23 protein-coding genes are annotated in these 25,195 nt (G+C 46.0%); 6 read left to right on the forward strand and 17 right to left on the reverse strand.

Features of this window, described 5'->3' with window-relative positions; genetic code table 11:
* Positions 1 to 18 precede the first annotated feature (18 nt).
* Positions 19 to 450, reverse strand: coding sequence for a MarR family winged helix-turn-helix transcriptional regulator (locus tag CWC22_RS19945; RefSeq protein ID WP_138537929.1), 432 nt, complete (start codon positions 448 to 450; stop codon positions 19 to 21).
* Positions 451 to 577: 127 nt separating this feature from the next.
* Between CWC22_RS19945 and hmgA the strand changes: the two genes are divergently transcribed.
* Both hmgA and maiA read left to right on the forward strand, forming a co-directional pair.
* Positions 578 to 1,873, forward strand: a complete 1,296-nt coding sequence (hmgA, locus tag CWC22_RS19950) for a homogentisate 1,2-dioxygenase (protein WP_010381053.1) — start codon at positions 578 to 580, stop codon at positions 1,871 to 1,873.
* A gap of 130 nt (positions 1,874 to 2,003) precedes the next feature.
* On the forward strand, positions 2,004 to 2,633 hold the full coding sequence (gene maiA / locus CWC22_RS19955; protein WP_138537930.1) for a maleylacetoacetate isomerase: 630 nt from the start codon (positions 2,004 to 2,006) through the stop codon (positions 2,631 to 2,633).
* Between the two features lie 49 nt (positions 2,634 to 2,682).
* On the opposite strand, the gene CWC22_RS19960 is transcribed toward maiA, so the two are convergent.
* The gene (locus CWC22_RS19960) at positions 2,683 to 2,913 is read right to left on the reverse strand and encodes a TIGR02647 family protein (RefSeq protein WP_010381049.1); all 231 of its coding nucleotides are present in this window, start codon (positions 2,911 to 2,913) and stop codon (positions 2,683 to 2,685) included.
* A 153-nt stretch (positions 2,914 to 3,066) separates the two neighbouring features.
* Between CWC22_RS19960 and CWC22_RS19965 the strand changes: the two genes are divergently transcribed.
* Positions 3,067 to 3,351 (forward strand): DUF1496 domain-containing protein, encoded by a 285-nt coding sequence (locus CWC22_RS19965; protein WP_010381046.1) that lies wholly within the window; start codon positions 3,067 to 3,069, stop codon positions 3,349 to 3,351.
* A gap of 27 nt (positions 3,352 to 3,378) precedes the next feature.
* A complete protein-coding gene (locus CWC22_RS19970; protein ID WP_138537931.1) occupies positions 3,379 to 3,627 on the forward strand; it encodes a VF530 family DNA-binding protein in 249 nt (82 codons plus the stop codon).
* Here CWC22_RS19970 and CWC22_RS19975 read toward each other — a convergent pair.
* From CWC22_RS19975 to CWC22_RS19985, 3 genes are all read right to left on the reverse strand, one after another.
* Positions 3,624 to 4,322, reverse strand: coding sequence for a substrate-binding periplasmic protein (locus CWC22_RS19975; protein WP_125557135.1), 699 nt, complete (start codon positions 4,320 to 4,322; stop codon positions 3,624 to 3,626). The two genes, CWC22_RS19970 and CWC22_RS19975, sit on opposite strands and share 4 nt — an antisense overlap.
* A gap of 156 nt (positions 4,323 to 4,478) precedes the next feature.
* Positions 4,479 to 5,591, reverse strand: a complete 1,113-nt coding sequence (locus tag CWC22_RS19980) for an arginase family protein (protein ID WP_125557137.1) — start codon at positions 5,589 to 5,591, stop codon at positions 4,479 to 4,481.
* A gap of 282 nt (positions 5,592 to 5,873) precedes the next feature.
* Positions 5,874 to 6,653 carry a DUF2189 domain-containing protein gene (locus CWC22_RS19985; protein WP_125557139.1) on the reverse strand — a complete coding sequence of 260 codons (780 nt, stop codon included), beginning with the start codon at positions 6,651 to 6,653 and terminating at the stop codon, positions 5,874 to 5,876.
* A gap of 318 nt (positions 6,654 to 6,971) precedes the next feature.
* Here CWC22_RS19985 and udp point away from each other — a divergent pair, with 318 nt between their 5' ends.
* The gene (gene udp, locus CWC22_RS19990; RefSeq protein WP_125557141.1) at positions 6,972 to 7,742 is read left to right on the forward strand and encodes a uridine phosphorylase; all 771 of its coding nucleotides are present in this window, start codon (positions 6,972 to 6,974) and stop codon (positions 7,740 to 7,742) included.
* Here udp and cdd read toward each other — a convergent pair.
* The 3 genes from cdd to ppc form a co-directional block, all read right to left on the reverse strand.
* Positions 7,739 to 8,608 carry a cytidine deaminase gene (cdd, locus tag CWC22_RS19995; protein ID WP_125557143.1) on the reverse strand — a complete coding sequence of 290 codons (870 nt, stop codon included), beginning with the start codon at positions 8,606 to 8,608 and terminating at the stop codon, positions 7,739 to 7,741. The two genes, udp and cdd, sit on opposite strands and share 4 nt — an antisense overlap.
* Before the next feature lie 81 nt (positions 8,609 to 8,689).
* Positions 8,690 to 9,058, reverse strand: a complete 369-nt coding sequence (locus CWC22_RS20000; protein WP_010381034.1) for a hypothetical protein — start codon at positions 9,056 to 9,058, stop codon at positions 8,690 to 8,692.
* A 182-nt stretch (positions 9,059 to 9,240) separates the two neighbouring features.
* Positions 9,241 to 11,874, reverse strand: a complete 2,634-nt coding sequence (gene ppc / locus CWC22_RS20005; RefSeq protein ID WP_138537932.1) for a phosphoenolpyruvate carboxylase — start codon at positions 11,872 to 11,874, stop codon at positions 9,241 to 9,243.
* 463 nt (positions 11,875 to 12,337) lie between these two features.
* Here ppc and CWC22_RS20010 point away from each other — a divergent pair, with 463 nt between their 5' ends.
* Positions 12,338 to 13,069: a tetratricopeptide repeat protein gene (locus CWC22_RS20010; RefSeq protein WP_125557147.1), complete on the forward strand. Its 732-nt coding sequence runs from the start codon at positions 12,338 to 12,340 to the stop codon at positions 13,067 to 13,069.
* Between the two features lie 438 nt (positions 13,070 to 13,507).
* Here the strand turns inward: CWC22_RS20010 and CWC22_RS20015 are convergent, their stop codons facing one another.
* The 9 genes from CWC22_RS20015 to CWC22_RS20055 form a co-directional block, all read right to left on the reverse strand.
* A complete protein-coding gene (locus CWC22_RS20015) occupies positions 13,508 to 14,959 on the reverse strand; it encodes an SLC13 family permease (protein WP_138537933.1) in 1,452 nt (483 codons plus the stop codon).
* A 77-nt stretch (positions 14,960 to 15,036) separates the two neighbouring features.
* Positions 15,037 to 16,908: a M28 family metallopeptidase gene (locus CWC22_RS20020; RefSeq protein WP_138537934.1), complete on the reverse strand. Its 1,872-nt coding sequence runs from the start codon at positions 16,906 to 16,908 to the stop codon at positions 15,037 to 15,039.
* A 65-nt stretch (positions 16,909 to 16,973) separates the two neighbouring features.
* Positions 16,974 to 19,163, reverse strand: a complete 2,190-nt coding sequence (locus CWC22_RS20025) for a M4 family metallopeptidase (RefSeq protein ID WP_138537935.1) — start codon at positions 19,161 to 19,163, stop codon at positions 16,974 to 16,976.
* Between the two features lie 360 nt (positions 19,164 to 19,523).
* The gene (locus CWC22_RS20030) at positions 19,524 to 20,024 is read right to left on the reverse strand and encodes a hypothetical protein (protein ID WP_125557159.1); all 501 of its coding nucleotides are present in this window, start codon (positions 20,022 to 20,024) and stop codon (positions 19,524 to 19,526) included.
* A 178-nt stretch (positions 20,025 to 20,202) separates the two neighbouring features.
* On the reverse strand, positions 20,203 to 22,194 hold the full coding sequence (locus tag CWC22_RS20035) for a TonB-dependent receptor plug domain-containing protein (protein WP_138537936.1): 1,992 nt from the start codon (positions 22,192 to 22,194) through the stop codon (positions 20,203 to 20,205).
* Positions 22,195 to 22,470: 276 nt separating this feature from the next.
* Entirely contained in the window at positions 22,471 to 22,731 is a 261-nt protein-coding gene (locus CWC22_RS20040) for a CBU_0592 family membrane protein (protein WP_125557163.1), read from the reverse strand.
* A gap of 215 nt (positions 22,732 to 22,946) precedes the next feature.
* Positions 22,947 to 23,351 (reverse strand): DUF1761 domain-containing protein, encoded by a 405-nt coding sequence (locus tag CWC22_RS20045; protein ID WP_138537937.1) that lies wholly within the window; start codon positions 23,349 to 23,351, stop codon positions 22,947 to 22,949.
* A gap of 76 nt (positions 23,352 to 23,427) precedes the next feature.
* Positions 23,428 to 23,949, reverse strand: coding sequence for a response regulator transcription factor (locus CWC22_RS20050; protein WP_138537938.1), 522 nt, complete (start codon positions 23,947 to 23,949; stop codon positions 23,428 to 23,430).
* A 3-nt stretch (positions 23,950 to 23,952) separates the two neighbouring features.
* The gene (locus tag CWC22_RS20055; RefSeq protein WP_125557169.1) at positions 23,953 to 25,194 is read right to left on the reverse strand and encodes a sensor histidine kinase; all 1,242 of its coding nucleotides are present in this window, start codon (positions 25,192 to 25,194) and stop codon (positions 23,953 to 23,955) included.
* Position 25,195 lies beyond the last annotated feature (1 nt).

Consider the following 25,195-nt stretch of genomic DNA (forward strand, 5'->3'; position numbering starts at 1 on the left):
GCGAATTGATACCTCAGTTTAAGGGGTGAGAAAGTGCCCTTCCAGCTTTTGCATCATCACTAACAGTGCCTGCTTTTCTTCGGGCTTTAGTTCACTCAACAATGTGCTTTCCCACGCCAGTGCTTTCGGCGTTAAGGTTTCGTACAACGCAACCCCTTGCGGGGTCAAGTGCATTTCTGTTGCACGTTTATCTGTCTCACTTTGCTGCGCCACGAGCATGCTTTGTTGCTGTAACTGTTTAATAGCGCGTGACACCGTTGATTTATCCATACTTGCCAGATCGCATAGCTGTTTAGCTGTCGCTCCCGGATGCTGAGCCAAATGAACCAGTACCCGCCACTGAGGCACAGTCAAACCTGCTTGCTCATATACTTCGGAAAAGGCCTCACTCATGGCATTCGCCAGCCGAACCATGCGATAAGGAAGAAATTCATTAATATCAAATGCCACTATCAAGCTCCTGGTACACCGGCCCAAATCCTGTACATAAAAATTTACACATCAATATTGGCCAAAGATTGAAAATACTCTCACATGAGAGTATCTTTACAAAAAACATCAACGGAGTCTATGCAAAATGAGTGCAGAATTCGAGTACATGAGTGGTTTTGGTAATGAATTTGAAACTGAAGCCCTGCCTGGTGCCCTGCCAGTCGGTCAGTTTTCACCACAAAAAGTAAAATATGATTTATATGCTGAGCAGTACAACACCACTGCTTTCACAGCACCACGCGCGGAAAATCGCAGAAACTGGTTTTACCGAATTCGCCCTTCAGTTGTACAGGGTGATTATCAGGCTATGGATAATGGTCTGTTACGTACAGCACCGATCACAGAAGTCCCGACACCGCCAACTATGTTACGCTGGAATCCGGTTGAAGTTCCGGCTGAAAAAACAGACTTTGTCGATGGCTTAGTGACTATGGCAGCTAACGGTAGTGCGAACGGTCAAGCTGGTATAGGTATCCATGTCTACGTTGCCAACGCTTCTATGGAAGGTCGTTATTTTTACAATGCAGACGGCGAGCTGCTGTTTGTGCCTCAGCTTGGTGAGCTGGTGCTTCACACTGAGTGTGGCAAGCTGGCAATTAAGCCGGGGGAAATTGCCGTGATCCCGCGCGGAATTAAGTTCCGCGTTGAACTACTGAGCGAACAGGTTCGTGGTTACATCTGCGAAAACTACGGTAATCCTTACATTTTACCTGAGCGTGGCCCAGTCGGTGCCAATGGCTATACAAACGAACGTGACTTCTTATATCCGGTTGCCTCTTTCGAAGACTTAGAAGGTGATTTCGAGCTCGTCGCTAAGTTCAATGGTAACCTGTTCCGCTGTGATATCGGACATTCTCCGTTAGATGTTGTTGCCTGGACTGGTAACAGTGCCCCTTACAAATATGATCTGGCCCGCTTTAACGTGATGAACACCGTCAGTTTCGACCACCCGGATCCGTCAATTTTTACAGTACTGACTTCACCCTCTGGTACACCTGGTGTAGCAAACGTCGACTTTGTTATCTTCCCGCCACGCTGGATGGTTGCAGAAGATACATTCCGCCCACCTTACTACCACCGCAATATCATGAGTGAGTTTATGGGTCTGATTGAAGGTGTTTATGATGCAAAAGAGCATGGTTTTGTACCTGGAGGCATGAGCTTGCATAACTGTATGTCGCCGCATGGTCCTGAGGCTGATGTTTTCGAAAAAGCGTCGAACGCAGAACTTGAGCCACAACGTTATGAAAATACTCTGGCCTTCATGTTTGAATCGCGTTACGTCATTTCTCCGACCAAGTACGCACTGGAAGGCAAAGAGCGCCAGCCAAATTACCTTGATTGCTGGAAAGGCATCAAAAAGTACTACAAAGGTGCATAAAATAAATTGGTAAATAACATATGACAGATTAAGCGGGCTCAATGCCCGCTTTTCATCGTATTTTATTCGACCTCAATAATGAGCAGGCTATTTTATAGCAGAGCCAACGTCGTGAACAAAAGGAACAAACATGAAACTGTATACTTATTTTCGCTCTTCTGCCGCATATCGTGTGCGAATTGCACTCAACCTGAAAAACCTGGATCATGAATTAGTACCGGTTAACCTGCTAAAGTCAGAACAACAAGGAACTGACTATCTGAGTAAAAACAATCAGGGGCTACTGCCTGCACTGGAAACAGATCAGGGCGTACTGGCTCAGTCATTGGCTATTCTTGAATGGCTGGAAGAAACTTATGAAGCGGCTCCGTTACTGCCTGCTGATGCCTGGGAAAAAGCACAAGTGCGCAACTTCTGTTACGCTATTGCTTGCGATATTCATCCGATCGACAACCTCAGAGTACTAAAATACCTGAGTAACGAGCTATCCGTATCAGATGAGCAAAAAAACACCTGGTATCGCCATTGGGTAATTGAAGGGTTCAAAAAGTTAGAAGTGATGCTAGGCGACAGCCTGTTTTGTTTCGGTGATAAGCCATCGCTTGCTGATGTTTGCCTGGTACCTCAGGTTTATAATGCGCTGCGCTTCAAAGTCGATATGAATGATTTCCCTAAAATTGCGCGTATCTACGAACACTGTAACACATTGCCGGCATTTAAAGATGCAGCACCGGAAAACCAAGCCGACGCCCCTCAGTAAAAACGGCCTCAGGAGCGTTGAGAATACGCTCCTGATACCGCCGGTCCAACTATTTAAGTGCACTGTGCACCTGGTCTAAATGCACCAACAAATCGTGCCCGAGATCTGTTAGATAACCCCCATCAGGCTGATCAATCACCCCTTTGGCATATAACCGCTCGGCTGCCGATAGAATATCCTGATCTGCATTTTTGTGTATTTTTATCCCCTGATGCAAACTACTACGTGGAAATTTCACCAGTAGTTCCAGCTCAGCCATTAGTTTTTCATCAAATGCCATATTCCCTCCTGAGACCATAAAATAGGCCCGACTTCTGCATGTATTACAACAACTGACAGACCAAAAAAGGTGTGTCAGCACATTACCAATAGCTAAGGTGTATAGTACATTAGCTTTACCCCCTTAAATTTAGCTCGAACTTGGAGTTATGCCATGAAAAATAAGCTAATTTGCTTTTTATTTACAATTTTATTGATTCCACTCAAAGGTGTGGCCTATGGCAACGAGACGAATCTCTACCTCGAGCAGTTACAGGCGGTGTGCTGGTATCAGGATCTTCGTTATACTGAAGGCGCGGTAATCAAACAAGCCGAAATGTTGTATGTCTGTACTCACCGCTATAAAAACCAGCCGCAAAGCCCGTTGATATGGCTTAAGCTGGACGACAAGGGCGAACCAATCAGAGTAGAAATGAAAGGTAAAATCAGGGTACACTAGCCGTTTTAATTAAGCGAACAAAGCAGTATGAGTGGATCACAACCCAATAACCCCTTGCATGGGGTCAAACTTCAGGACATCGTAGAACGCCTGGTTGAGCAACTTGGTTGGGAAGCCATGGCAAAAGCGGTGGATATCAATTGTTTCAAAAAGGACCCATCTGTGAAGTCAAGCCTGAAGTTTCTGCGCAAAACGCCATGGGCAAGAGACAAGGTGGAGGCGCTGTATTTGGATACGTTCCATGGCTTCAGCTGGCCTGAGGCTAAAAAGCCCTAGTATAAGCGCTTGTATGCTGCCTGAATACGGCTGATTATCCGTGCTGGCACTTTCTTATTACACGCGAAATAAAGCTGAGTGTTCATGTTATCTATTGTCATAACCGGCTCGAGTTCACTGCTCATAGGTTCACTCTTGCTCTTATGCTCAAATTGCGCATCACTCAAAATGACCAGGTCAACAATGTTCCGGCGCGTCGCGAGGAGCTGAAATACTCGATCAAAAGATTGGATCAATAGCAGTTGTTGGCCTTCTACAAACCCCTGACTTTTAAGATACTGATGGCTAAAGTTGTCGCGTATCACAGCAATTTTATACTGTCTGGCTTGATCGAGAGAGTCAATACTGATGTTTGCGGTCTTCAAGGCATAAAATGAGGTCGTAAAAGCACCAATGGGAAACACCCAGTTAAATAAGGCGTTACGTTGCTCACTTTTAGCAATTGAAAAAATGCAGGTATTCGGATCGCGTTTAGCACTGTTGTAGGAACTACTCCAGTTATCAACAGAAATACGATAATCTATCTGCGCCTCATTAAGCACAGAAGTCACTTTCTCAGCAGCATGACCCGTCAGCTCCCCCTCTCCGTTCACATATTGAAAATGTGCAAAGTTCTCAGTTACCAGAGTCAGTGTATAAGCGGATACGCTTGCATTACCTAAGGCCAGCCACAAATAAACAAACCAGCGTACCAAGCATCGCTCCTTATGATCGATTCAGAATGCAATTTTTAATATAGGAAAATATTCGGATACTGTGAATATAAAAGTAGGTAAATTTTTGATGTGATAGCATAAATGCGCATGATATGCGGCCACAAAGAGGGCCTGCCGCCCTCTTTGTGCATGTGATTAGCCTTTGTTGATGGCGTCAATCAGGAAAGCTGATAGCTTAGCGCCTTCACGAAGCGTCGTTTCTGAGCTCGATAATCCTGCCAGCGAGCTATCCGTAAATGGAGCAATCTCCATCATATCAGCACCTGTGATAGGAAACTCTTTGCTCAGAGCCGTCAGTATTGTCATTGCTTCATCTGGCGTCATACCGCCTGATTCTGGTGTGCCCGTTGCCGCAGCAAACTGCTCATCCAACGCATCAATGTCAAAACTCACGTACAGCTCGTCAACCTTGTCTTCTTTGAGCTGCTTAATCACCTGCTCCACAATGGCCTCAGCGCCTTGTTCACGGATCTCATTGGCCCAGTGCTGCTTAACACCGAATGTTGACTCCCAATGCTGTTTGCTCTTGCCGCTTGAACGGATCCCGAACTGGATCAAATGGTGCGGAGCTGGCAAAAACTCCAATATATGTGTACACCATGAGCCAAAGCAAAGATCAATACCCAATCGCTCTACCAGCAGGTCAGTGTGTGCATCAAAGTGGATAATCGCAGTGCGTTTACCCTGCTCACGTTTCGCCTTAAGGTAAGCTTTGGTAAGTGGATAGCTAATTGAGTGGTCACCGCCGATACCAAAAATGCCTTTGTCAGGATAATTAGCATAAAAGCCATCACAAACATCCTCTGTAATAGACAAAGGCGATACATGGTATTCGCTATTTTCGTCCTGATAGAGCGCCTTTTGACAGTTGCTGATTGTCCCTTCATTCAGGTACTTATCATGTAGTAGGTGAGGGATAACACGCACGTCACCTAGATCAAACGCACTCACTTGTGGCTGCTGTGTCAGCAATGTTGAGCGAAGGAATAACGGACCCCAGTTCGCGCCTCTCAGGATACCACCGCCACAGTCAGAGCTGATCCCCAAAATGGCGGCTTTGTGCTCACTTTCACCCAGTGCATTTAATGACGCTTTCCACAGAGGCTCAATGTTTTCAGTCTGCCCGTAGAGTTTTTCGCGTAACGCCGCTTTTCTTTCTTTTGCCGTGTTAACGGTAAACACGCCATCTCCTGGCGGACACAGACAGTTTTCTATTTTCTGATGAAATTTTGCTTTGCTATCACTCATTGAGACCTCCTCAGTCAACTGCATAAACATGCCACGCCGTTACTCACGGATTTATTGTCAGGTTCACTGAATAGGCAGGGAAAATTCCCCAAATATATCAAACACCTTTCACAACAAAAACATCAAAGCCATAGCTTTCAATGAGTTACGAATATAAAGTGGACTTTAAAACGCTAAAATATACTGTGCTGGTGTCGGTATAACATGGCTGGGAGATAAGTCAACCGCCCTGGCACCACCGAAGTTTGCCAAAGCGGTTGAATATGCAGGCTAAGTGTTTGCTTATTCGTATTTTCTGGGTTTTTTGGTTTTTATCGTTGCAATGTATCCATGCCAACTTGCATAGGCGAGTAACGGCATTATCACGATAAACCCGGCCGTGCCCGTTAAGAAGCCAACTATAACCAAAACACCAATTGTCGCGCCCCATACAATCATCGCTGCAGCATTAGATCTCACTGCGTGGATTGACGAAACCACGGCAGTCATAATGTCGACACGGCGCTCCATCATTATCTGTGGTGTGAACGCAGAAATGGCAAACACAGTCACAACCAATATGCCCCCTACCAAGGTTCCCAACCCAAGGAATGCCGATAATTGCTCAAAGTTGGGGTTTGGCACATTGGGATAAAGCGCATGAATGAGCGCTGCCAGACGCATCCAGACAATCATTATCACCATCAGTAAAATGGCGAATCCCCATTCTCCTGCTGGGTTTCTGAACATAGATTTAAGACTATGACCGAGCGTAGGCTTATGGCCTTTTTCCAGCTCCCAGGCAACATCGTAAAGACCTGCGGCAAATGCGGGGCCAATCAATGCAAATGCAACGGCAGCGGGTAAGATCACAAGGTGTGAATCAACTTCAAATGCAAGCCACATAATCGCAGCTGGTATTGTTGTGAAAACCAGTCCATATATAAGACTGAGTAAAGGAGCCCTGGCGATGTCTTTGAACGCCAATGCGAGCCAGTGAAAAGCCACAAAGGGGCTTAACTTGTTGCTTTCAAAACAGCGGGCAAACTCGGTGTGCTTGTCTATCGATTGTGTTGTAGGCATTGTAGGTATTCCCCATTTGCTTCTCCTTATTAAGGTTTAGAAGACAGTCGACAATGTTGCAAGCAATTGGTTAATTTGAATGATACCTAAGGTTACAAACGGCGCTGTTTCGCGTTAATATCTTTGTATAATACTAGTGAGCAACCTATTGTTTAAGATGCCATTACACCTTGAATTGGCGATTTATCCTGAGCATTTATAGGATTTAAAGTAAAAAATACATTTGTCATGCTCAAAGGCCAACATAAGGACATTCGTCCTGTACTTAAATGCAGGTAAAATTGACCATTGGGCTTTAGAACTATACAAGGTTTATATATGGAAAAGGTATTTCACCTGGGTCTTTCGAAAGCAGATCTCAACGGTGCAACACTGGCTATCGTACCTGGCGACCCTAAACGTTCAGAGCGTATAGCTTCGCAACTCGACAACCCCAAATGTTTGGCTCAAACCCGAGAGTTTCATGTTTATCTTGGCGATATCAACGGCCAATCCATCGTGATTTGCTCAACCGGCATTGGTGGGCCCTCTACTTCGATTGCTATTGAAGAGCTCGCTCAACTGGGTGTAAATACCTTCCTTCGTATTGGCACCACTGGCGCTATCCAGCCACATATTAACGAAGGTGATATTCTGGTCAGCACAGCTTCTGTGCGCCTTGATGGTGCCAGCCAGCACTTCGCCCCACTTGCCTACCCGGCTGTGTCTGACTTCCACTGTACCGCGGCCATGGTCGAGGCTTGTGAACACATGGGCGTCACCTATCACACGGGCATTACTGCTTCGAGTGATACTTTCTATCCGGGTCAGGAACGATATGATACCTTCTCAGGATACGTACCAAAAGCATTTCAGGGCTCATGCGAAGAGTGGCAAAAGCTCAATGTAATGAACTATGAAATGGAATCAGCTACCCTGTTTACTATGTGTGCTGCGCTGGGACTAAAAGCAGCCTGTGTTGCAGGCGTGTTGGTTAACCGTACCCGTCAGGAAATCCCGAACGTCGATCATCAGATGGTTGAAAAAAATGCGGTCTCTGTTGTCATCAAAGCCGCTGAACTGGTACTGGAAAAAGCAAAGCAGGCTTAAACCTGCTTTGACTCTATTAGATAATAATGTAGCTTTAGCGTTTCGTTAAAGCTGCTTATTACAGCTTCTGTCACCGCACGCTGGTTTTCTCTTCCTTTTGTTTCTACCAAAGTCGCCCGCTCCAGCTTAGCCTCAGCTAGTATTTCACCGCTCATAGCCAACTGGCTCAGTGCACTTTGCATCGGTGATAAACTTGGGCTGTATGCTGCATTTTCGACATAGCGACCATAAAAACGCTTGCCGTTTTTCATCACCAACTCAGCCGCTGCTATGTTTTTGGTGTACGGTGCATAAACCTGGCTAAGGTGACTGACCAGCGTATCGGATAGCTCATCCACCTTATTAATAGCTACCGGAGCACTGTCAAATAGTGATTCCTGATTGCCTAAATCTGTGGGCCCAAAGTCTCCCGGCAGCAGCTGTGTTAACGTCGTCTCCCCTGTTGGAAGAGTGATTTTCAGCTGTTTTGCATTACTTAGTTCATTCATAAACTGGCGACAGTAACCACAAGGAGCAGCCGTAATATCCAGGCTGGTAATTTCCTTAGCGCCATTCAGCCACGCGTTGTTAATAGCAGCTTGCTCGGCATGCACCACCAAAGACAACGCCCGGTGCGAAAACTCCAGATTAGCACCCAGGAAATAGTGATCACTATGCTTATCGTATGCCACTGCACCGACCAGAAAAGAAGAGATAGGGGCCTGAGCAAAGCTTGCTGCATATGGCAACAACGCCTGCCCTAACTGAGCTTTACTGCAACCCAATAAGGCCTGAATATGAGTTTGAAGTTCTGAATTTAGTACGCCGTTGGCGGTTTTACACGCTTCCAGTACGGAAGGAATTAGCTTGTTGTCAGTATCTGCCATATATCGTTATTATTCGCACAGACTTGCGCCTGTACAGCGCTGTTTTGCGCTTGTTTCATGGCAGACCAGTTTACGCCTGAATCAGCTTTTACTCAACCATTCCTTAGCACTTTTGAAGCACTCAAAATTCTCCGCGTTAATGCCAAATCGCTGAACCTTTTGCAAGAACAAATCATGCATAAACCCTTCAATACCCACCACTCTGGCAATCTGCATGTTTTTCACCTGATGTGCGACTTTTGGCATAATATTAACCACATCTATTGCTGCAAACCGGTGCTCCAACTCAGAAACATCCACCAACAACTTACTACTCTGGTGTTTAGAAGCATAATTGTTCGCCGCCCTGTAGGCATTAACAACATCATCTACCCCTGCTTTCCCTCTAAGGGTCATCATGATCAGGGTTGTGGTTTCATCATATGTGATACTGGTTGAAAGCGTTGACATTTCAGCCTCTGACTATTGCCTTAATTCGTGTTAAGCGCGTTTACAAGGTAGCAGGGGATTCTAGTTAATTAAGAATTGATGTCAACAAAACAACCATAAAAAACTAGATAAAATGAAAAAACCAACCCTATAGGATTGGTTTTTGTTATGAGGGGATAAAACTGCTATTGCAGCAAATTAAATTAACCCGTATTTCTTAGTCCAGCCGCAATACCCATCATAGTGATCATCAATGCACTGTCTAAGTCCTGATTATCTTTGTCCCGGGTCCGTTTAAGTAACTCAACCTGAAGCACATTAAGTGGATCGGTATACGGATTTCGTAATTCAATTGATTCACGGATCCAAGGTTGTGCTGATAGTAGCGAACCTTTTGGCGCATACTTTTCAATAAATAGCGTAGCCTCAGTCAGCTCTTTGCGCAAAGACTCCCCGAGTGGGCGCAATTGCGCCGGCACCAGACGCTCATCGTAGTATTCGCTTAGCCAGAGATCTGTTTTACAAAATACCATCTCAAGCATCTCGAGACGTGTTCTAAAAAATGGCCACTGCTCACTCATCTCACCTAGCAGTGCCTCACCATGCGCTTTCACGACACTTTGTATGCCAGCCAAAGCACCAAGCCAGGCTGGTAACATTAAGCGATTCTGACTCCAGGCAAAGATCCAGGGAATGGCACGAAGACTTTCTATCCCACCTTGAGGTTTACGTTTAGCCGGACGAGAACCCAAAGGTAACTTCGCCAACTCAATTTCAGGCGTCGCAGCCCTGAAATAAGATACAAAGTCTGCATTCCCGCGAACAAAATCCCGATATTGATTACAAGAATGCTCACTCAGCAGAGCCATGGCATCGCGCCAGTCAGACTTAGGTTGTGGCGGCGGACAAAGGTTATTTTCTATAATCGCACTGGCGTACAGAGACAAGCTTTGAATGGCGACGGGTGTCAGGCCAAATTTGAAACGGATCATCTCTCCTTGCTCCGTCACACGTAAGCCATGACTCAGTGAACCTGGAGGCTGTGAACGCAGCGCCTGTGCAGCAGGCGCCCCACCCCGTCCAATGGTACCGCCTCGGCCATGGAACAGATGCATCTCAACCTGGTATTGCTCGCCTACTTCAATGAGCTGCTCCATCGCAAGATACTGTGCCCAGCCAGCTGCCATCATGCCCGCATCTTTGGCAGAATCGGAATATCCAATCATGACATACTGTTGCTGGCCCACATGTCCTTTATACCAGCTTGAGTCGAATAACTGCTGCATCACCTTCTGTGCATTATTCAGGTCATCCAGTGTTTCAAAAAGTGGTGCTACAGGCAGCTTAAACTGACACCCGCTTTCCTGAAGTAACAGTTCAACAGCCAGTACATCAGATGCTTCTTTGGCCATAGAGATAATATAGATCCCCAAAGAGGCTCTATCCTGGTTGGCAATAACAGCGAAAGTATCAAGCACTTCTTGTACTTCCTCGCTGGGTTGCCAGTGCTTTGGTAACAATGGGCGCCGCGACGATAACTCAGACAACAGAAACGCCTGCTTGTCCTGCTCAGACCATTGTCCGTAATCTCCCACGCCCAAATAGCGTGTTACTTCAGAGAGCACATCACAGTGCCTGCCTGAGTCCTGACGAATGTCCAATTTACACAGCTGTACACCAAAGCATCTTAATCTGTGCATGACATCCAGCAACATACCATTGGCCACCACTTCCATTCCACACTCGGTCAGCGAGCGATAACAGGCATTTAGCGGCGTCATCAGTTGTTCTTTTGAGCGGACCTTATCCTGATACGAACTGGGTTTATGTTTGATCTTGTGCTCCAGCGACAATATCGTCTCATTAATATCAGCTTTGAGTTGTTTGAGTAACGCCCTATATGGTTCCGGATGGTCCCCGGTCAGTTTTTTTAATTCGTCATTCGCCGGCGCCATAGAAAGTTCAGCACTCAGCACATCCAAATCACGATAATACAGATCCAGCGCCATCCAGCGCCCATGATCAAGCACGCTTTGAGTCACTTGGGCAGTCACATTGGGATTACCGTCTCTGTCTCCCCCCATCCAGGAAGCCAGACTAATCGGTGCATATTCTTCCGGGAGCGTGATACCAAGTTGACCTTCAGCAAGCTGAGTGAGTGTGCGGGTAAATTTAGGCACCGCATCCCACAGGCTATTTTCAATAACAGCAAAGCCCCATTTTGCTTCTTCAAGAGGGGTTGGACGCTTGTTCCTGATTTCATTGGTATGCCATGCCTGGCAGATCAGCTGCTCGATCCGCGCGATGACTTCATTCCGACACAAGCTGCTATCCTGACATGCAGCCAGCTCAGACAGACAATCACTCAGCTCAACATGCTTACTGATCAAAGTGCGACGGGTTACTTCCGTTGGGTGTGCCGTAAGTACCAGTTCAATAGATAAATTTTCAATTACTTCAGCAACTTTATGCTGATCTGTCTCACCCTGATTTACTTTTCTCGTGATTTCAGACAAGGTGGTTTGCAGAGTCTCAAATGGACCTTGTGGGCATCCTGAGTCAGAAATGGTGTGTTGCTGCTCTGCAACGTTTGCCAGGTTAAGGAAATGGCTAAATGCCCGACATACAGGCAGTAGCTCTTCATCAGGCAAGGACTGCAGGGTTTCAATTAACGTTTCTCTCGCCTGTACATCACCACCGCGTGACGATTTCGCCAGGTGTCGGATCAACTCAACTTTTTCGAGTACCTCCGCTCCCTGGGAATGGGCGATAGTGGTGCCTAACAGCTCGCCAAGCAGACTCACGTTTCTTTTCAATTCTGTGTATTGCTGTTGCATAACTTGCTCCCTGAACAATTTTCACTCACTCCAATATACTGACTATACAAAGAAAAAGAAAAGATACTTTGATGACAGACAGAGGCAAAAAGTTATAAAAGCCACAAATGCAATTAATTATCATTTATTGTTTGACATATAAACATTCTCAAGTGATAATCATTCTCAATGAAGTCCTAAACACCTCGTTGCTCGATTCTCCGTTTCCGGCTTCATTAACGTTGATATGCCAACGACTTTTCACAGGGGGAGTTGGTAAACGTACTCATTTACTTGCTACATTGCTCATATCAGTGACGGTTGATATGTATCAGAAAAGCCCGAAAGGGCTTTTTTTATTCTGCTTCAATCGCTTATACTATTCACTTGGCATTACTACTAGCTAGCACCGGCGCAACCCAGACTGCTATACTCTGCACTCAGGTCTGGTGATTTACAACATCGGTTATGAAGGAGAACGCTCATGTGGCAAAAACTTACTTACGCACTGGCCTTTGTCGGCCTGCTCGCCAATACGCCCGCAGCACAAGCCGGGCTCGAAGAAGGTATTGCAGCAGCCAATGCCGGACAATTTGATGTTGCTCTCAAAGAATTCAGATATCTTGCTGATATGGGATACGCACCAGGTATCTACGAGCTAGCCAAGATGTATGAGGGTGGATATGGTGTACCGAGAAATCCACATAAAGCGGCTGAGCTTATGCAGCAGGCGGTTAAACTTGGCAGTGCCGACGCCATGTTTTCATTGGCTGTCATGTATGAACAAGGTAAAGGCGTAAAAATCGACAAGCAAAAAGCTGTCGACCTGTTTATGGCAGCAGCCAGAAAAAACATGCCCGCCGCGCAGTTTAACCTCGGCGTGATGCACGCCAACGGGGATGGAGTAACACAAGATTATAACCAGGCTAAGTTCTGGTACGAACGTGCCGCCGCTAATAACTATACACTTGCCATGTTCAATCTTGCGCTTTTGTATTATCAGGGACTCGGTGGAGAAAAGAACATTCAGCGATCCTACATCTGGAACACACTGGCAGAGTATAATGGCTATCGCCCAGCTTCAACCAGTCGCAGGCTGGATGAAAAAAGCATGTCTCGCTCGCAGCGAGAGGATGCACAAGAGATAGCTGATACCATTTATCACAAAATCCAGGCTGGAACCTATATAGCAGGGTCGCAAATTACAGAAGACTGATCTGCCCTAAAGCAATCCGTGTCACTTATTCATCGTTGCACGGATTGCCAATCTCACTTTTGTCGACCTAGTGAAGTATGACCCTCGTAGGTGACAGCCAAACAGGAACGTAGGGTCAAATTGAAGTTGCGAGCACATTAGCTATACCTATCATTACACTGAAATTAAAGCCGGTACAACTCTGGCAAACGGTAACTATATTCGGGTATGGACTAATGTTGCCTTGAATGACAATACAGCCGATACCACCAACGAAGTTTCATTTACCTACAAGCTACAGCTTAAGGGCGATAAGACGATTAAAACTGGCACTATGACTTTACCTGTTCGATAACACGATTACATATAGTATCTGCTTTCAATCAAGGCGGTTCAATAGCGAAAAACAAGCCGCATTTGCGGCTTGTTTTTTATCAATTTTAGAAAATATCACCAAGTCTAATAGCCAAACAGCCGGCTGCCCACCAGCATAGTCAATGTTGTGATCACCACAATCGCAAACAGGTTCATAACAAAGCCTGCCTTGATCATATCGCGGATTTTTATCTCTCCGGATCCAAACACAATGGCGTTTGGCGGTGTTGCCACTGGCATCATAAAAGCACAACTTGCCGCCATAGCAGCAGGTATTACCCAGATGAGCGGTGTGCCGGCAATTTGCTCAGCGACAGGACCAAGTAAAGGTAAAAAACCCGCAGCCGTAGCCGTGTTACTGGTCAGCTCCGTTAAAAAGGTAATGAGCGCAGCAACAGCCAATACACCCAGCACCAAAGGTATTGCACTGGCGCCGGCCAGCATGTTGGCAATGTACTCAGCCAGCCCCGAGCCTTTAATCTGGGACGCCAGTGTTAAACCGCCACCAAACAACAATAAGATCCCCCAGGGCACTTGCTGCGCGGCTTGCCAGTCCATTAGGCGAGTATCACTGCCACTCTTTGCTGGCAGAACAAATAGCAAAAGCGCAGCCGCCATAGCAATTCCCGTGTCGGTAATGTCCAGACCTGTCCAGCTTGCCAGGTAAGGTCGGCTGATCCAGCTAACTGCGGCAAAAACAAAAACAAGCAGCACATTTTTTTCGGCCAGGCTCATGCGGCCTAATTCACCTAATTGCTTGGTAAAAATTTGCGTCAAATCTGTGTCATTATTGGTTTTTTGCACTTTAAACGCAAAACGCGTCAACCACACCCAGCACAATAAAATCATGCCAAATGTGAATGGAACAGCCATCACCATCCATTGCGCGAAACCAATTTTTATCTGATAGTTTTCCCACAGATATGCGACCATCAACGCGTTGGGAGCGGTGCCAATAATGGTCCCTACTCCGCCCAGACTCGCGCTATAGGCAATCGCCAGCAACAGGGCAATACCATAGTTATTATCCTGAGATTGGTTATCCTTCAGTACATGAATCACTGACAAGGCAATTGGCAGCATCATTAAAGTGGTCGCTGTATTGTTGATCCACATAGATAGAAACCCGCTGACCAGCATCATTGCCAGGATCTGAGTCTTAGGATTGTTTCCACTGCGTAACATGGTATGCAAGGCAATACGTTTGTGTAGCTGCCATCTTTCCATTGCAATAGAGATCAAAAAGCCGCCAAGGAACAAAAAGATCAGCGGGTGTGCGTATAAACTCGAAGCAGATTTAATGTCGTTTATTCCCGCCAAAGGCACCACAAGCAAAGGCACCAGAGAAGTTGCCGGTATGGGCACAACCTCACTGACCCACCAGATCCCCAGCCATAGCGCAAGTCCGGCAGTACGCCAGGCTTCAACACTCATCCCTTCAGGGGCTGCTGTCAAACACGTCAGCAGCATAAATGCCGGACCGAGCAGCAGACATAGCCTGTCGGTCCAGAGTTTTGACTTCTTCAAATTATCCATTACTTATATTTTTACCTGGATTTAACACTCTGGGCGTATTATGCCAGTAAAATAAGTACAGAGTATGGAAAATCTGTCTACTGTGCCGATATGGACAACGTCATTCCACTGGCACTTTGGTAACCTTTTATACCGATAAACCAGTTACCAGCACCAGGTGCATTGAAAGTACAGGTTTCTGCATTGCCGCTTTTATAAGGACGACAATCGTAGCTATTGTCCCCAACCTCTGAGCCATATTTAACATACAGGTCACCATCCCCCACTCCGCCCGACAATGTCACGGTCAAAGACTGATACCCATTGCCCAGAGATTGAGAAAAGTTAACCCAGCCGCCCTGCGCCACTGATAAGTTAGATTCGGTACGATTGATGGGAGCTGGCGTGGTCCCACCTTGTTGATACTCGCCTACCAAAGAGACATTCTGAATCTCATTCCAGGCTTCAACCATGACATAATAAGTCCCTTCACTGACGTTACTAATGGTGCAGGTTTCATTGCTGCTCGACGTAGTGCTTTTACAGTCATAGCTTTGCAGTGTTGGCTTAGAGCCGTACTTAACATACAGATCTGCATCTCCCGTGCCGCCTGATGTTTTAAAAGTCAGGTTACTGCTACCAGCAGGTACAGCCAGAGAAAAGTCATGCTGAGACTTAGCTATGCCGCTAATACCCGTTTTTGGCACACCATTTTGTAACTTGCCAGGATCAGGCGGTGGAGTAGAACCGGCGTTTTTACCCATTTCAGCCAGATAAGCGACCGCCAGTTTGGCAAATTTACTGGCATGTGTAGCATCAAACGAAGTGTCATTGCTGGTGTGTATTTTTCTGTTGATTTCAGACATCCGGGATTCGAAAGGCATAGAGGCTGCAAACCCCTGTTGATACCAGGAAGCATGATCTGAACAGCCGTAACCACACTGATCATAGCCATAACTTAAATTGGGTAAATAGGCGTCAAGCAGCTGCGACAAAAACTGATTCTGACCACTGTTGGTGTAATCCGTAATCATGGTGATGTCCTGCGTACTGCCATTATTTCCGGTCATATCAAACTGCACCATGCCGACCACATTTTTACCCTGAGACTTGTAATCTTGTGCAATGGCTTTAGAGCCTCTCAGGCCCACTTCTTCAGCCGCAAAGCCCATGATCTGAATCGTCCGTTGGGGTTTGTAATCCGCTGCGACCAGAGCTTTAAGCGCTTCTGTTAACACGGCAATTCCAGATGCATTATCATCTGCACCTGGTGCTCTACCCGCCGTAGGACTAGACTGATTGATAGAGTCGAGGTGTCCACCAATAACGACGATTTCACTGGCATTCTCGGCTCCGGCTATCGTCACAACAACCGACGATTGAGACCAGCTATGGTTATAAAAATCTACACTGATGTCACTGCGAGACTGTGTGATTGATTGCCAGTTTTGTTTAATCCACTGAGCCGCATCTACTCCACTTTGCTGCGTATAATAACGGTTATGGAACGCAGTGAGATTCGCTACTGTACTATCCAGGCTCGTGGTGCTCACCTCTCCTATCATAGCGTTAACCATAGCTGGGTTATCTATGGTGTACGTCTGCAATGGTTGGCTGGTATGTGCCAGACTCAGTTGGGACAGATACGCCTCGGCGTCAGCTTTCGATTCATGAGCAACAAACCCACCACAGCGGTGGTAGTTTTCATGCATAAAATGACTGAGTTCACCATGCTCTATCTCATCAAGCTGCGCTATGCTAACACCTGGGATTGCACTCACCTGTGCGTTAACGTATTTACCTGTCAGCAGGTTTTGTAACTGATAATGTTGCCCGGCCATGGTATCTAGTGTGATCCAAGCTCTTTCGGGCTCTAACGGTACACTAGCAAATGCTGCACCGCCTGAGAAAAGTGTAAAGTTCGCGGCCATTAATAAGCTCAGCACACGAACGGGTCGTTGAACTATCATCGCAACACCCCTTAATTAATGTGATTGAACAAAAAAAGGGAGCGATATGCTCCCTTAATCGATGATTAATTAGCCTGAATATTCACTGTGACACCACTGGCTGCTGAGTAGCCACGTAAGTCAATGTGCCAGGTTCCCGCTTGAGGGTTAGTAAAAGTACAAGTCTCACTATTGCCGTTGCGGTAAGGGCGGCATTGATAGGTGGATGTGGTGGATTGGCTACCATAGTTGACATACAGATCAGCATCACCTGAACCACCAGAGATAGTTACTGTCAGGTTCGAATAGCCGGCACTTAAGTCTTGCGTAAAGCGTTGCCATTGTCCCGATCCAACACTAACATTACTCTCTGTTCGGTCAATTGGGGGCGTACCTGTACCACCCGAGGTGTATGAGCCAGTCAGAGACACACCAGAAATCGCATTCCACGCTTCGACCATCACATAATAGGTCCCAGCCTGAACATTGCTGATGTTACAGGTTTCATTACTGCTGGACGTGGTACTATTGCAGTCATAAGTTTGCAACGAAGGACGGCTGCCAAACTTAACATAAAGATCAGCGTCACCAGTACCACCAGAAGTCACAAACGACAGATTCGTCGCATCAGCCGGAACTTCCAAACGGAAGAAGCTTTGAGCTTTAGACGAACCGCTGATCCCGGTGCGAGCAACACCATTGGTTAGCAGCTCATCCTGGGGTGGTTCAGTAGTGCCACATGAACTACCCGGGCTTAGCTGAGAAGTTACGCCCACAACTGCAAGCGCATCTTTAACATCATCATGGTTATAGCCCAGGTCACAAGCAGCGTCCATAACGCCGTTACCTGCGGTATCCCAGTCAGTGCTGGCCGTCCAGTATAATTGGTTTGCTTTCGCCATCACGATGAAAGCTTTCTTAGTATCCCAGCCTGCTTTATTCGCCAAAGTATAGAACGCTTTGTTAAATACACCTGAGCTGTGATGCACATCCATACTGGAAGTATAATCTGACTGATGACCAATAGAGTTTCCATCTTTAGTGGGGTCATCCATATAGCGCAGTGCACCTGTGGATTTAAAGATCTCTTCACCGACCATCCAGTCATTACTGCCTTTCATGTAGAACTCAGCGGCCTCACCTGCCATATCAGAAAAAGCTTCATTCAGGCCACCTGATTTGTAACGATAAACAAGGCCGGAGTTTTGCTCAGTAAAACCATGACTGACTTCGTGTGCCGACACGTCCAGGCTAACCAATGGATAGAAGCGATTCTGGCCATCACCAAATGTCATCGCACTGCCATCCCAAAACGCGTTTTCGTAGTTATTACCATAATGAACACGCATTTTAAGCTGGAAAGTTAACGGCGCTGTACCTAACCAGTCGTTGTACATATTGAAAACGACATTACCAAAATAGTGTGCATCATTTAACGGAGAATAGGCGCCGTTAATTTCCTTAACTGTATTCTCCGGACAGGTAAAACTGTGCGCCGTAGACCCGCTACTACCATGATTGAGGTTAATGGTCTTAACGTTTGCATTATTCATCGTACAGGTGTTGCCCGACTGAGACACATCCAAATGACCATAGTCAGTACCATACTGATAACGACCTGTTTTTTGGTTGCCACCCGGTCCGGTTGCATTCGCATGCTGGATGTTGTCAAACTCCATCAACAACTCGCCACTGTTGGCATCAATAATTTTGTAAGGTCGTGAGGGCGATTTGCCATAGGTCACATAGGTCACCTCGTAGACCAGTCTGGCCTGAGACTGGTCATCAAGCCAGATCCCTAGTCGGCTGGTTTCATTATGCTTAGCCAGCGCGATTTCTTCGCCATTTTGTTGTGCCGAAAACTGAGCTTCCAGTTGGCTTTGCATTGCCTGCATAGACAGTTTTGGCGTGACGGTATTCAAATCAGCCGCAATCTCATAAACAGCAGCACCATGTGCGCGCTTTAATGCGCCTGCGTTGTTATAGGTCAGGCTGACTGTGTCTCCGATAACCGGCAAGCCTTTGTACATTTGTTGGTAACGTGTCGTAACCGCACCATTCGCATGAGGGTATGACTTCAGCTCAACCAGTGTGCTGCCTGCATCAAGCCCAATGAGCTGCTCTGGTTGTGCCGACAAAACAGCCGGTGCCGCAGATTCCAGCATCGCAGAAATGGTATTATGTGTGTTGAGGAAGCGCTTTTGAGCTGCATTTGCAGTGCCTGACACCAGTACCAGACCGGCAGCTGTTGCCAAAGCTATTTTTGATAGTTTCACTTGATTTGCTCCATGATTACTTGTTGTTTTATGTGCAACCGGGATATTGCTATCCACAGTGCAAAACGCACATTTAACGAGTGCGCAACATAGAGACTAGTGATAAAGCTAAAAAAATAAACTTTTATTAACTTTTAGTTATTCCGAAATTTACACCTTTTTAAAATTAAAAATTAGCTTTATTTACATCTAGTTAAAGGCAACCTTCTGACACAAATTTGAGTTTAGCATGCACTAAGTGTAAGAATTTTGTTACACGCGAGCTAATATCAGTGCTCTATAAATGTACCTTAAGGTTGCCAATACAAGGTTGTTATACTATAACAAAACGTTTTTTGACCGTGGTATCTTGATCAGATGCTAGTCACTTGAGCATGCTTGGCGGGCTGTAATTGCTGTGGCAATCAGTGACCAGCTAATTGGAGTTTCCTTTAACTCCGGTAAATTCCCGGGTTCTGTTTGAAGACATACTGATTGCTCTCCCTCGGCGGTTACCAGCAATAGCTCAACGGTAGCATAAGCGAGCTCGTCGTCTCCGCGCTGGGCATGAAAATCCACTTTCAACAGAGTGGCAGAAGAGACATCCGGATATTGCTCTGCAATACGAGTTGTTATTAGCTGGAATCCCTGATCTTTTGATTCTTCCATAGCAGTCGCTATGTCCTTACCTATTCCAACGTCAATAGCGAATCCAACCGCAATGCCGGCAGGGCCCAACGCCCCCATCAACATAGGCCCAGCAGCTGCGCCTCTTCCCTGATAAGAGACACTTGGCATCTCCGATTTTATAACTGGTTTAGGAGGCACAGACGAACAGGCACTCAACAGAGTAACTAACAATGCAAAGATAAATAGTTTCATTTCAGTAGCATATAAAAAGTGAACGATACCGCTATTATATGAGGGTTATGCAATTATGCATAGTATAATCAGACCTTTATAATTAACTCTCTTAGTGAAACGCAAAGTACGGCTGCCAAAGAGTAAACAGCCAAAGCAGATCATCGCGCCACAAACCGCAGTGATTGCCATTAACTAATTAGAACGAATATGAGTATTCTAGTGATAGCTGCTGTCCGGATTGTGGCACTCGGCCGTCGAACACTCTGGGGTCGAATGCACTCGTTTGTTTATCAAACAAGTTTTGTGCCTTAATCCTGAGCTGCTTATTCGCAGCAAAGTGCCAGGTAATAGTGCCTCCTATCAACCAGTGTGCTTCCTGATCATAATGTTGGAAATCAGGATCATCCGGTATAAACACAGGGAATACTTTAACCTGAGATCGCCACACCCCATTGAGCCCAATCTGCCAACTACCAAACTTATGGTGTAACTGCCACGATCCAAAACGTTTGTAGCTGGCACTGAATGGATCGTCAAAATGCTGGGTATAGTTTAATTTGAACCAGCTGGCATCACTTAACTCAAATGAAGCACTGACCTCGAGCCCTTGCATGTTCGTAGAGTAGGCGTTATTAAACGTGAACCGGCTTTGTGCCATATCAACCGGTTCCAGAATGATAAAATCATCCAGCTGGTTTTCAAATAACACCAGATCGAGTTGCCAGCGTGTGTATGCCATATGCCAAACGAGTTCAGTCGTTTTAATATTTTCTGACTTAAGCTGCGCATTACCCTGAGTAATATCATCATTAGAATTAAGTTCATTACTCACCGGGATCCGAAATGACTCTCCGTATTGCAGCTTAAATGCATGCTGTGGATTAAACTGATAAATGGTTGCAATGCGCGGAGACAACTTGCCGTCTATGTCGATAAACTCGTCAAAACGCAGCCCGGTAAATAATGTCAGTTGGTCATCCAACGCGTATTTCAGCTGTACATAAGTGGCGTAGGAGTCAAAATCCTGCTTCAGGCTATCGAACGCTGCAAACTCGTTAAGCGGCTTGATACCACCCAAATAGTATTGATCTTCAAGAATTATTTGCCCGCTGACTGGGTCAAAGTGCGATGTGTAAGTACCAGCCCTGGACTGCTCCTCTAATGAGTACTCCAGCCCCCAGTTTAGCGCCAGCTCAGTGCTATGCTGGTAGGCCAAATCCCAGTTCAGCGTCAAATCTTCAGAGCGCCATTTTGGTCCATTAAAAAAGTCCTGCTGGAGACCCAACTCTTCTGCTGTTGCTATCAGTCCGGCACTGTCTATGTCATGGCGGATAAAACTCAACGTTAAATCACTGTCTAGTTTGTCCGATAATCTGGCCCGGTGATTTAGTTTTGCTCCAATGTTACGGCTGGTATGAAAGTTGTCTTCACTGTAACTGGACAAATTCATAAACTCATCTAACGTCGTTCTGGTCAGGTGGAGCGACCCGCTAAATGCCCCCCATTGACCACCAAATTCCACAAAAAGACTCGATTGCGGGTCACGGGCTTGTTGGGCATGATAGGTTTCCCCATCCGTTGCAAAAGCACTGATATTGGCATGAAAGTGCCGCTCGGTATCAGAGTTATGACTGTAATTGAACGAGGCATGTCTGCTTTGGTGCAGGCCTGCACCAAGCTGTATCTGACGTGCAGACTGACGCGTTACGATATTCATTACCCCCAAAAACGCGTTACTGCCATACAGGGCTGAACCAGGCCCGCGAATAAACTCGACTTTTTCGACCACATCCACGGGAATAAAAGGGGCATAAACAGACGCTTTACCAAACGACGAATCATTGAGCCGCTGGCCATTTAACATCACCAGAATATTACCATTGTCGAGATAAACGCCTCTGGCATGCTCTTTGGGCACACTGCCTACCCAGTCTCCACGGGTTGACTGAAACCCTGGCACAAAGTTCATCAGTTCATAGACGTTACGAATGCCAAGTAAAGTGATTTGTTGTTGAGAAAATGAGGTAACGCTGGATGGGACGGACTGGGCTGTTTCAGCCGTTTTGCTCGCAAGCTCTACTGTCACGTCCATCAGCTCTTCAAACGACAGCTCGAACAACGCTTCCTGACGGGCACTTAAAGGTAAACTGAGCAAGATTAAACTTACAGGTAGCAGACTTTTTATCATACTCATTCGCTCAACGACACAATTACGGCTAAACAGTTGTCATGTAACATAAAAATCAAACAGCGATTTTTTATTTCAATTTTAATATTACTCAGACAGGGACAGTTCGCAAGTTTTTTGTGATATTTTAGTAAGTTAATGAGAAATGTTAGTAATAAAGCGCGAGGAAAGATAGTTGAATATGAATAAATGTTGCATAAATAACAAAAAATAGAGTGATTTATTTTCTGTACTTTGTTGAGCAGCACATCCTGGATGCGCCGCCCTACCGTTAAATTAGGCTGTCGTAAGTTTGCGTTTTTTAAAGTACTTGTACAGTCCAATTAAAGAGGCCACTATCCAGAATAACTCGATGACAAAACTAGCCAGATTGAAGTTATAGCAAAGACTGATAAGCAGCAAAATGGCACCACTGAGGTTCATCATATTGTACTTAATACCGTCGGGGCTTACTTTGTCCAACTGGAGTAAAAAGAACGCACCAACCACCAGGAAAGTACCCGTCATACCAATGATGTCAAATAATATGTCTATCATGTTTTTGTCCATATAAAATAGGCTCACCCAAACACGCTGGCCCGGATCCATGGGTAGGGTGATTTTCAGTCTTTGAAACAGCACAAACTTTTCTATGATACGGCGCTAATCCAACATATAACAGGATATTTGTCCGCTTCCACGAGACCACTGCACCGGGCAGATTGACCTCTATCTGTGACAGTGTCATGACATCCAGGTAAGATAGTCCATTATTAGCTCAGTATGGCAAGTACGAACCCTATCAGACAAAATTGAGCGGTATGGTAACCCGCATTGATAAGAAATAACTTCAGAGGGCGTTGTTCAAACAAATAACTGGTACCCAAGGTACTGGCGACAAAGCACACTCCAACGGCTAAGCCCAGCAACACTCCGTCTATAATAGCGGGGCTTTTACCCAGCAGCGCAGCCATTAACAGTGCAGCCAGTATGGATAAAAACATCGCGCCACTAAACACTAGTTTATGGTCGGCATTTTGAATATCCAATTCAGTAAGGCCTGCTTCTTCCAGCCAGGATTTATGAAATAGTAACGGTGAGTACCATATTCCCCCTAAAGCAAAGGAGGAGATTGCCGCAATCACAACGGCAACCACATCTACATCAAACACAGCCACAGCACCTACCTCGATTATTTCACTAATTTCAATTTAGTTAATAACCTTTGGAAGAGCAAACTAGACTGTGCATGGATTATTTAAGTACCGGGCGTTTCTGAAGTTTTCTTTGCAATGTCCGTCGGTGCATATTCAGTTGTCTTGCTGTTTCAGAAATGTTGCCATCATTAGATTTCAGGGTTTGCTGTATATGTTCCCATTCAAGCCGTTCCGGTGACATGGTCGTGTCTGTGGTTTCAGTCATTACAGTCTGTGTACCCAAAAGAGTTTTGGCTATCAACTGAGTGTCTGCTGGCTTGGTTAGGTATTCATCGGCACCCAGCTTAATTGCCTCAACGGCCGTCGCGATACTTGCAAACCCAGTCAGAAGTACAATTTTTGCGTCCGGGACGATGCCCCGGATCAACGCGATGTGCTGTAAGCCGGAGCTCGCTGTTAACTTCATATCCAACAACACATATTGCGGCAAAAATGTCTGACACTGAGCCGCAATATCCAGCTCATCATGCACACACTGACAGTCAAAATTCAGCTTGGTCATTCTGCGCGACAACGTCGTGGCAAATGGTACATCATCCTCAATAATCAATAACTTCATAATTTATACTACAGGTAAAGTCACCACAGATACGGCACCCTGAGTCTGGTGGTTAGACAGGTGTAAGGTCCCTTCAAGTCGCTCGATTGTAGCATGAGAAAGCAGCAGCGCCATGCCCAAACCAGATGAACTGTCGACCACTGATTTACCTATCAAAGCCAGTTTGTCCATTGCAATGCCGGGACCGTGATCTCGGATCGACAAAGACCATGTACGATCACTGCCTGCTGAGGCCTGTTCTGACAAGCTCACACTAACTTCCAGGCTGAGCGCAGAGCACTTCTCATTGGCCTTCGCCGCGTTCACAAACAGGTTAAACAACGCCGGGATTAGCATAGGATCACCACTGACTGAAAATGACTGTTCGGGTAACTGACAAGTGATGACCTGCTCAGGAAACTGCAGCGTCAGTAGTTCGTGAAGCTGCTGCCAGAGCATTGTAAATGCCTGGCTGTTAACCTGGGCATGCGGCTTAAGTAGCTCGGTTTGAGCCCTGAAACCATCTAACTGTGTCTTACACTGCGCCAAAGGAGCCTGCATATCCAGCACAGCCGGATGCTGCGGAAAATCCTCACTTAACTCTTCATACAGCAAACTCAAATGTGCGATGGGTGTGGCCAGTTGATGGGTTACCTGAGCAGCAGCACTGCCTAATGCGAGCACCTGCTCCTGTTGCAATTGTTTTTCTCTGCTTTTAGCCAGGGCCAGTTCTCGTTGCTGGATACGGCTAGCCAGAAAGGTCACTATCGTCACTATCACAATAACCATGAATACAAAATTCACCAGCATGCCAAGCAAGTGCTGGCCCATATGCATACCGTGATGGTGCATCGGAACAACCGTATACAAATACCCATAAGCAGCTAAGGCGGCACCAGAAATAAACACTACAAACTTTGGTGGCACCGTAACCGCTGCAATGATGCAAGGTAACAACAGCAAAGAGACAAACGCGTTGCTGGCTCCTCCGAGAAAAGACAACAGGACTGTCAAAAATAAAATATCAGCCACCAGCTGCATAACCATAGCCCCTGGTGATACATCACTCACTTTGCGATAAGCATAAATACTCGCCAGTTGAAATACAGACTCCAGCGCAATAACTGTAAAAATAGGTTGCTCTGGTAAATTTTTATCTAAAAACCACAACGAAATGAGCACCAGCACCAGCTGTAGTACAATGGCGATGGAACGCAGCAGCAATAACTGGCCAAGCGCCGAGTTAGGCGAGAAATTAATTAACATG

Source organism: Pseudoalteromonas rubra, assembly GCF_005886805.2.
Lineage (GTDB): Bacteria > Pseudomonadota > Gammaproteobacteria > Enterobacterales > Alteromonadaceae > Pseudoalteromonas > Pseudoalteromonas rubra_D.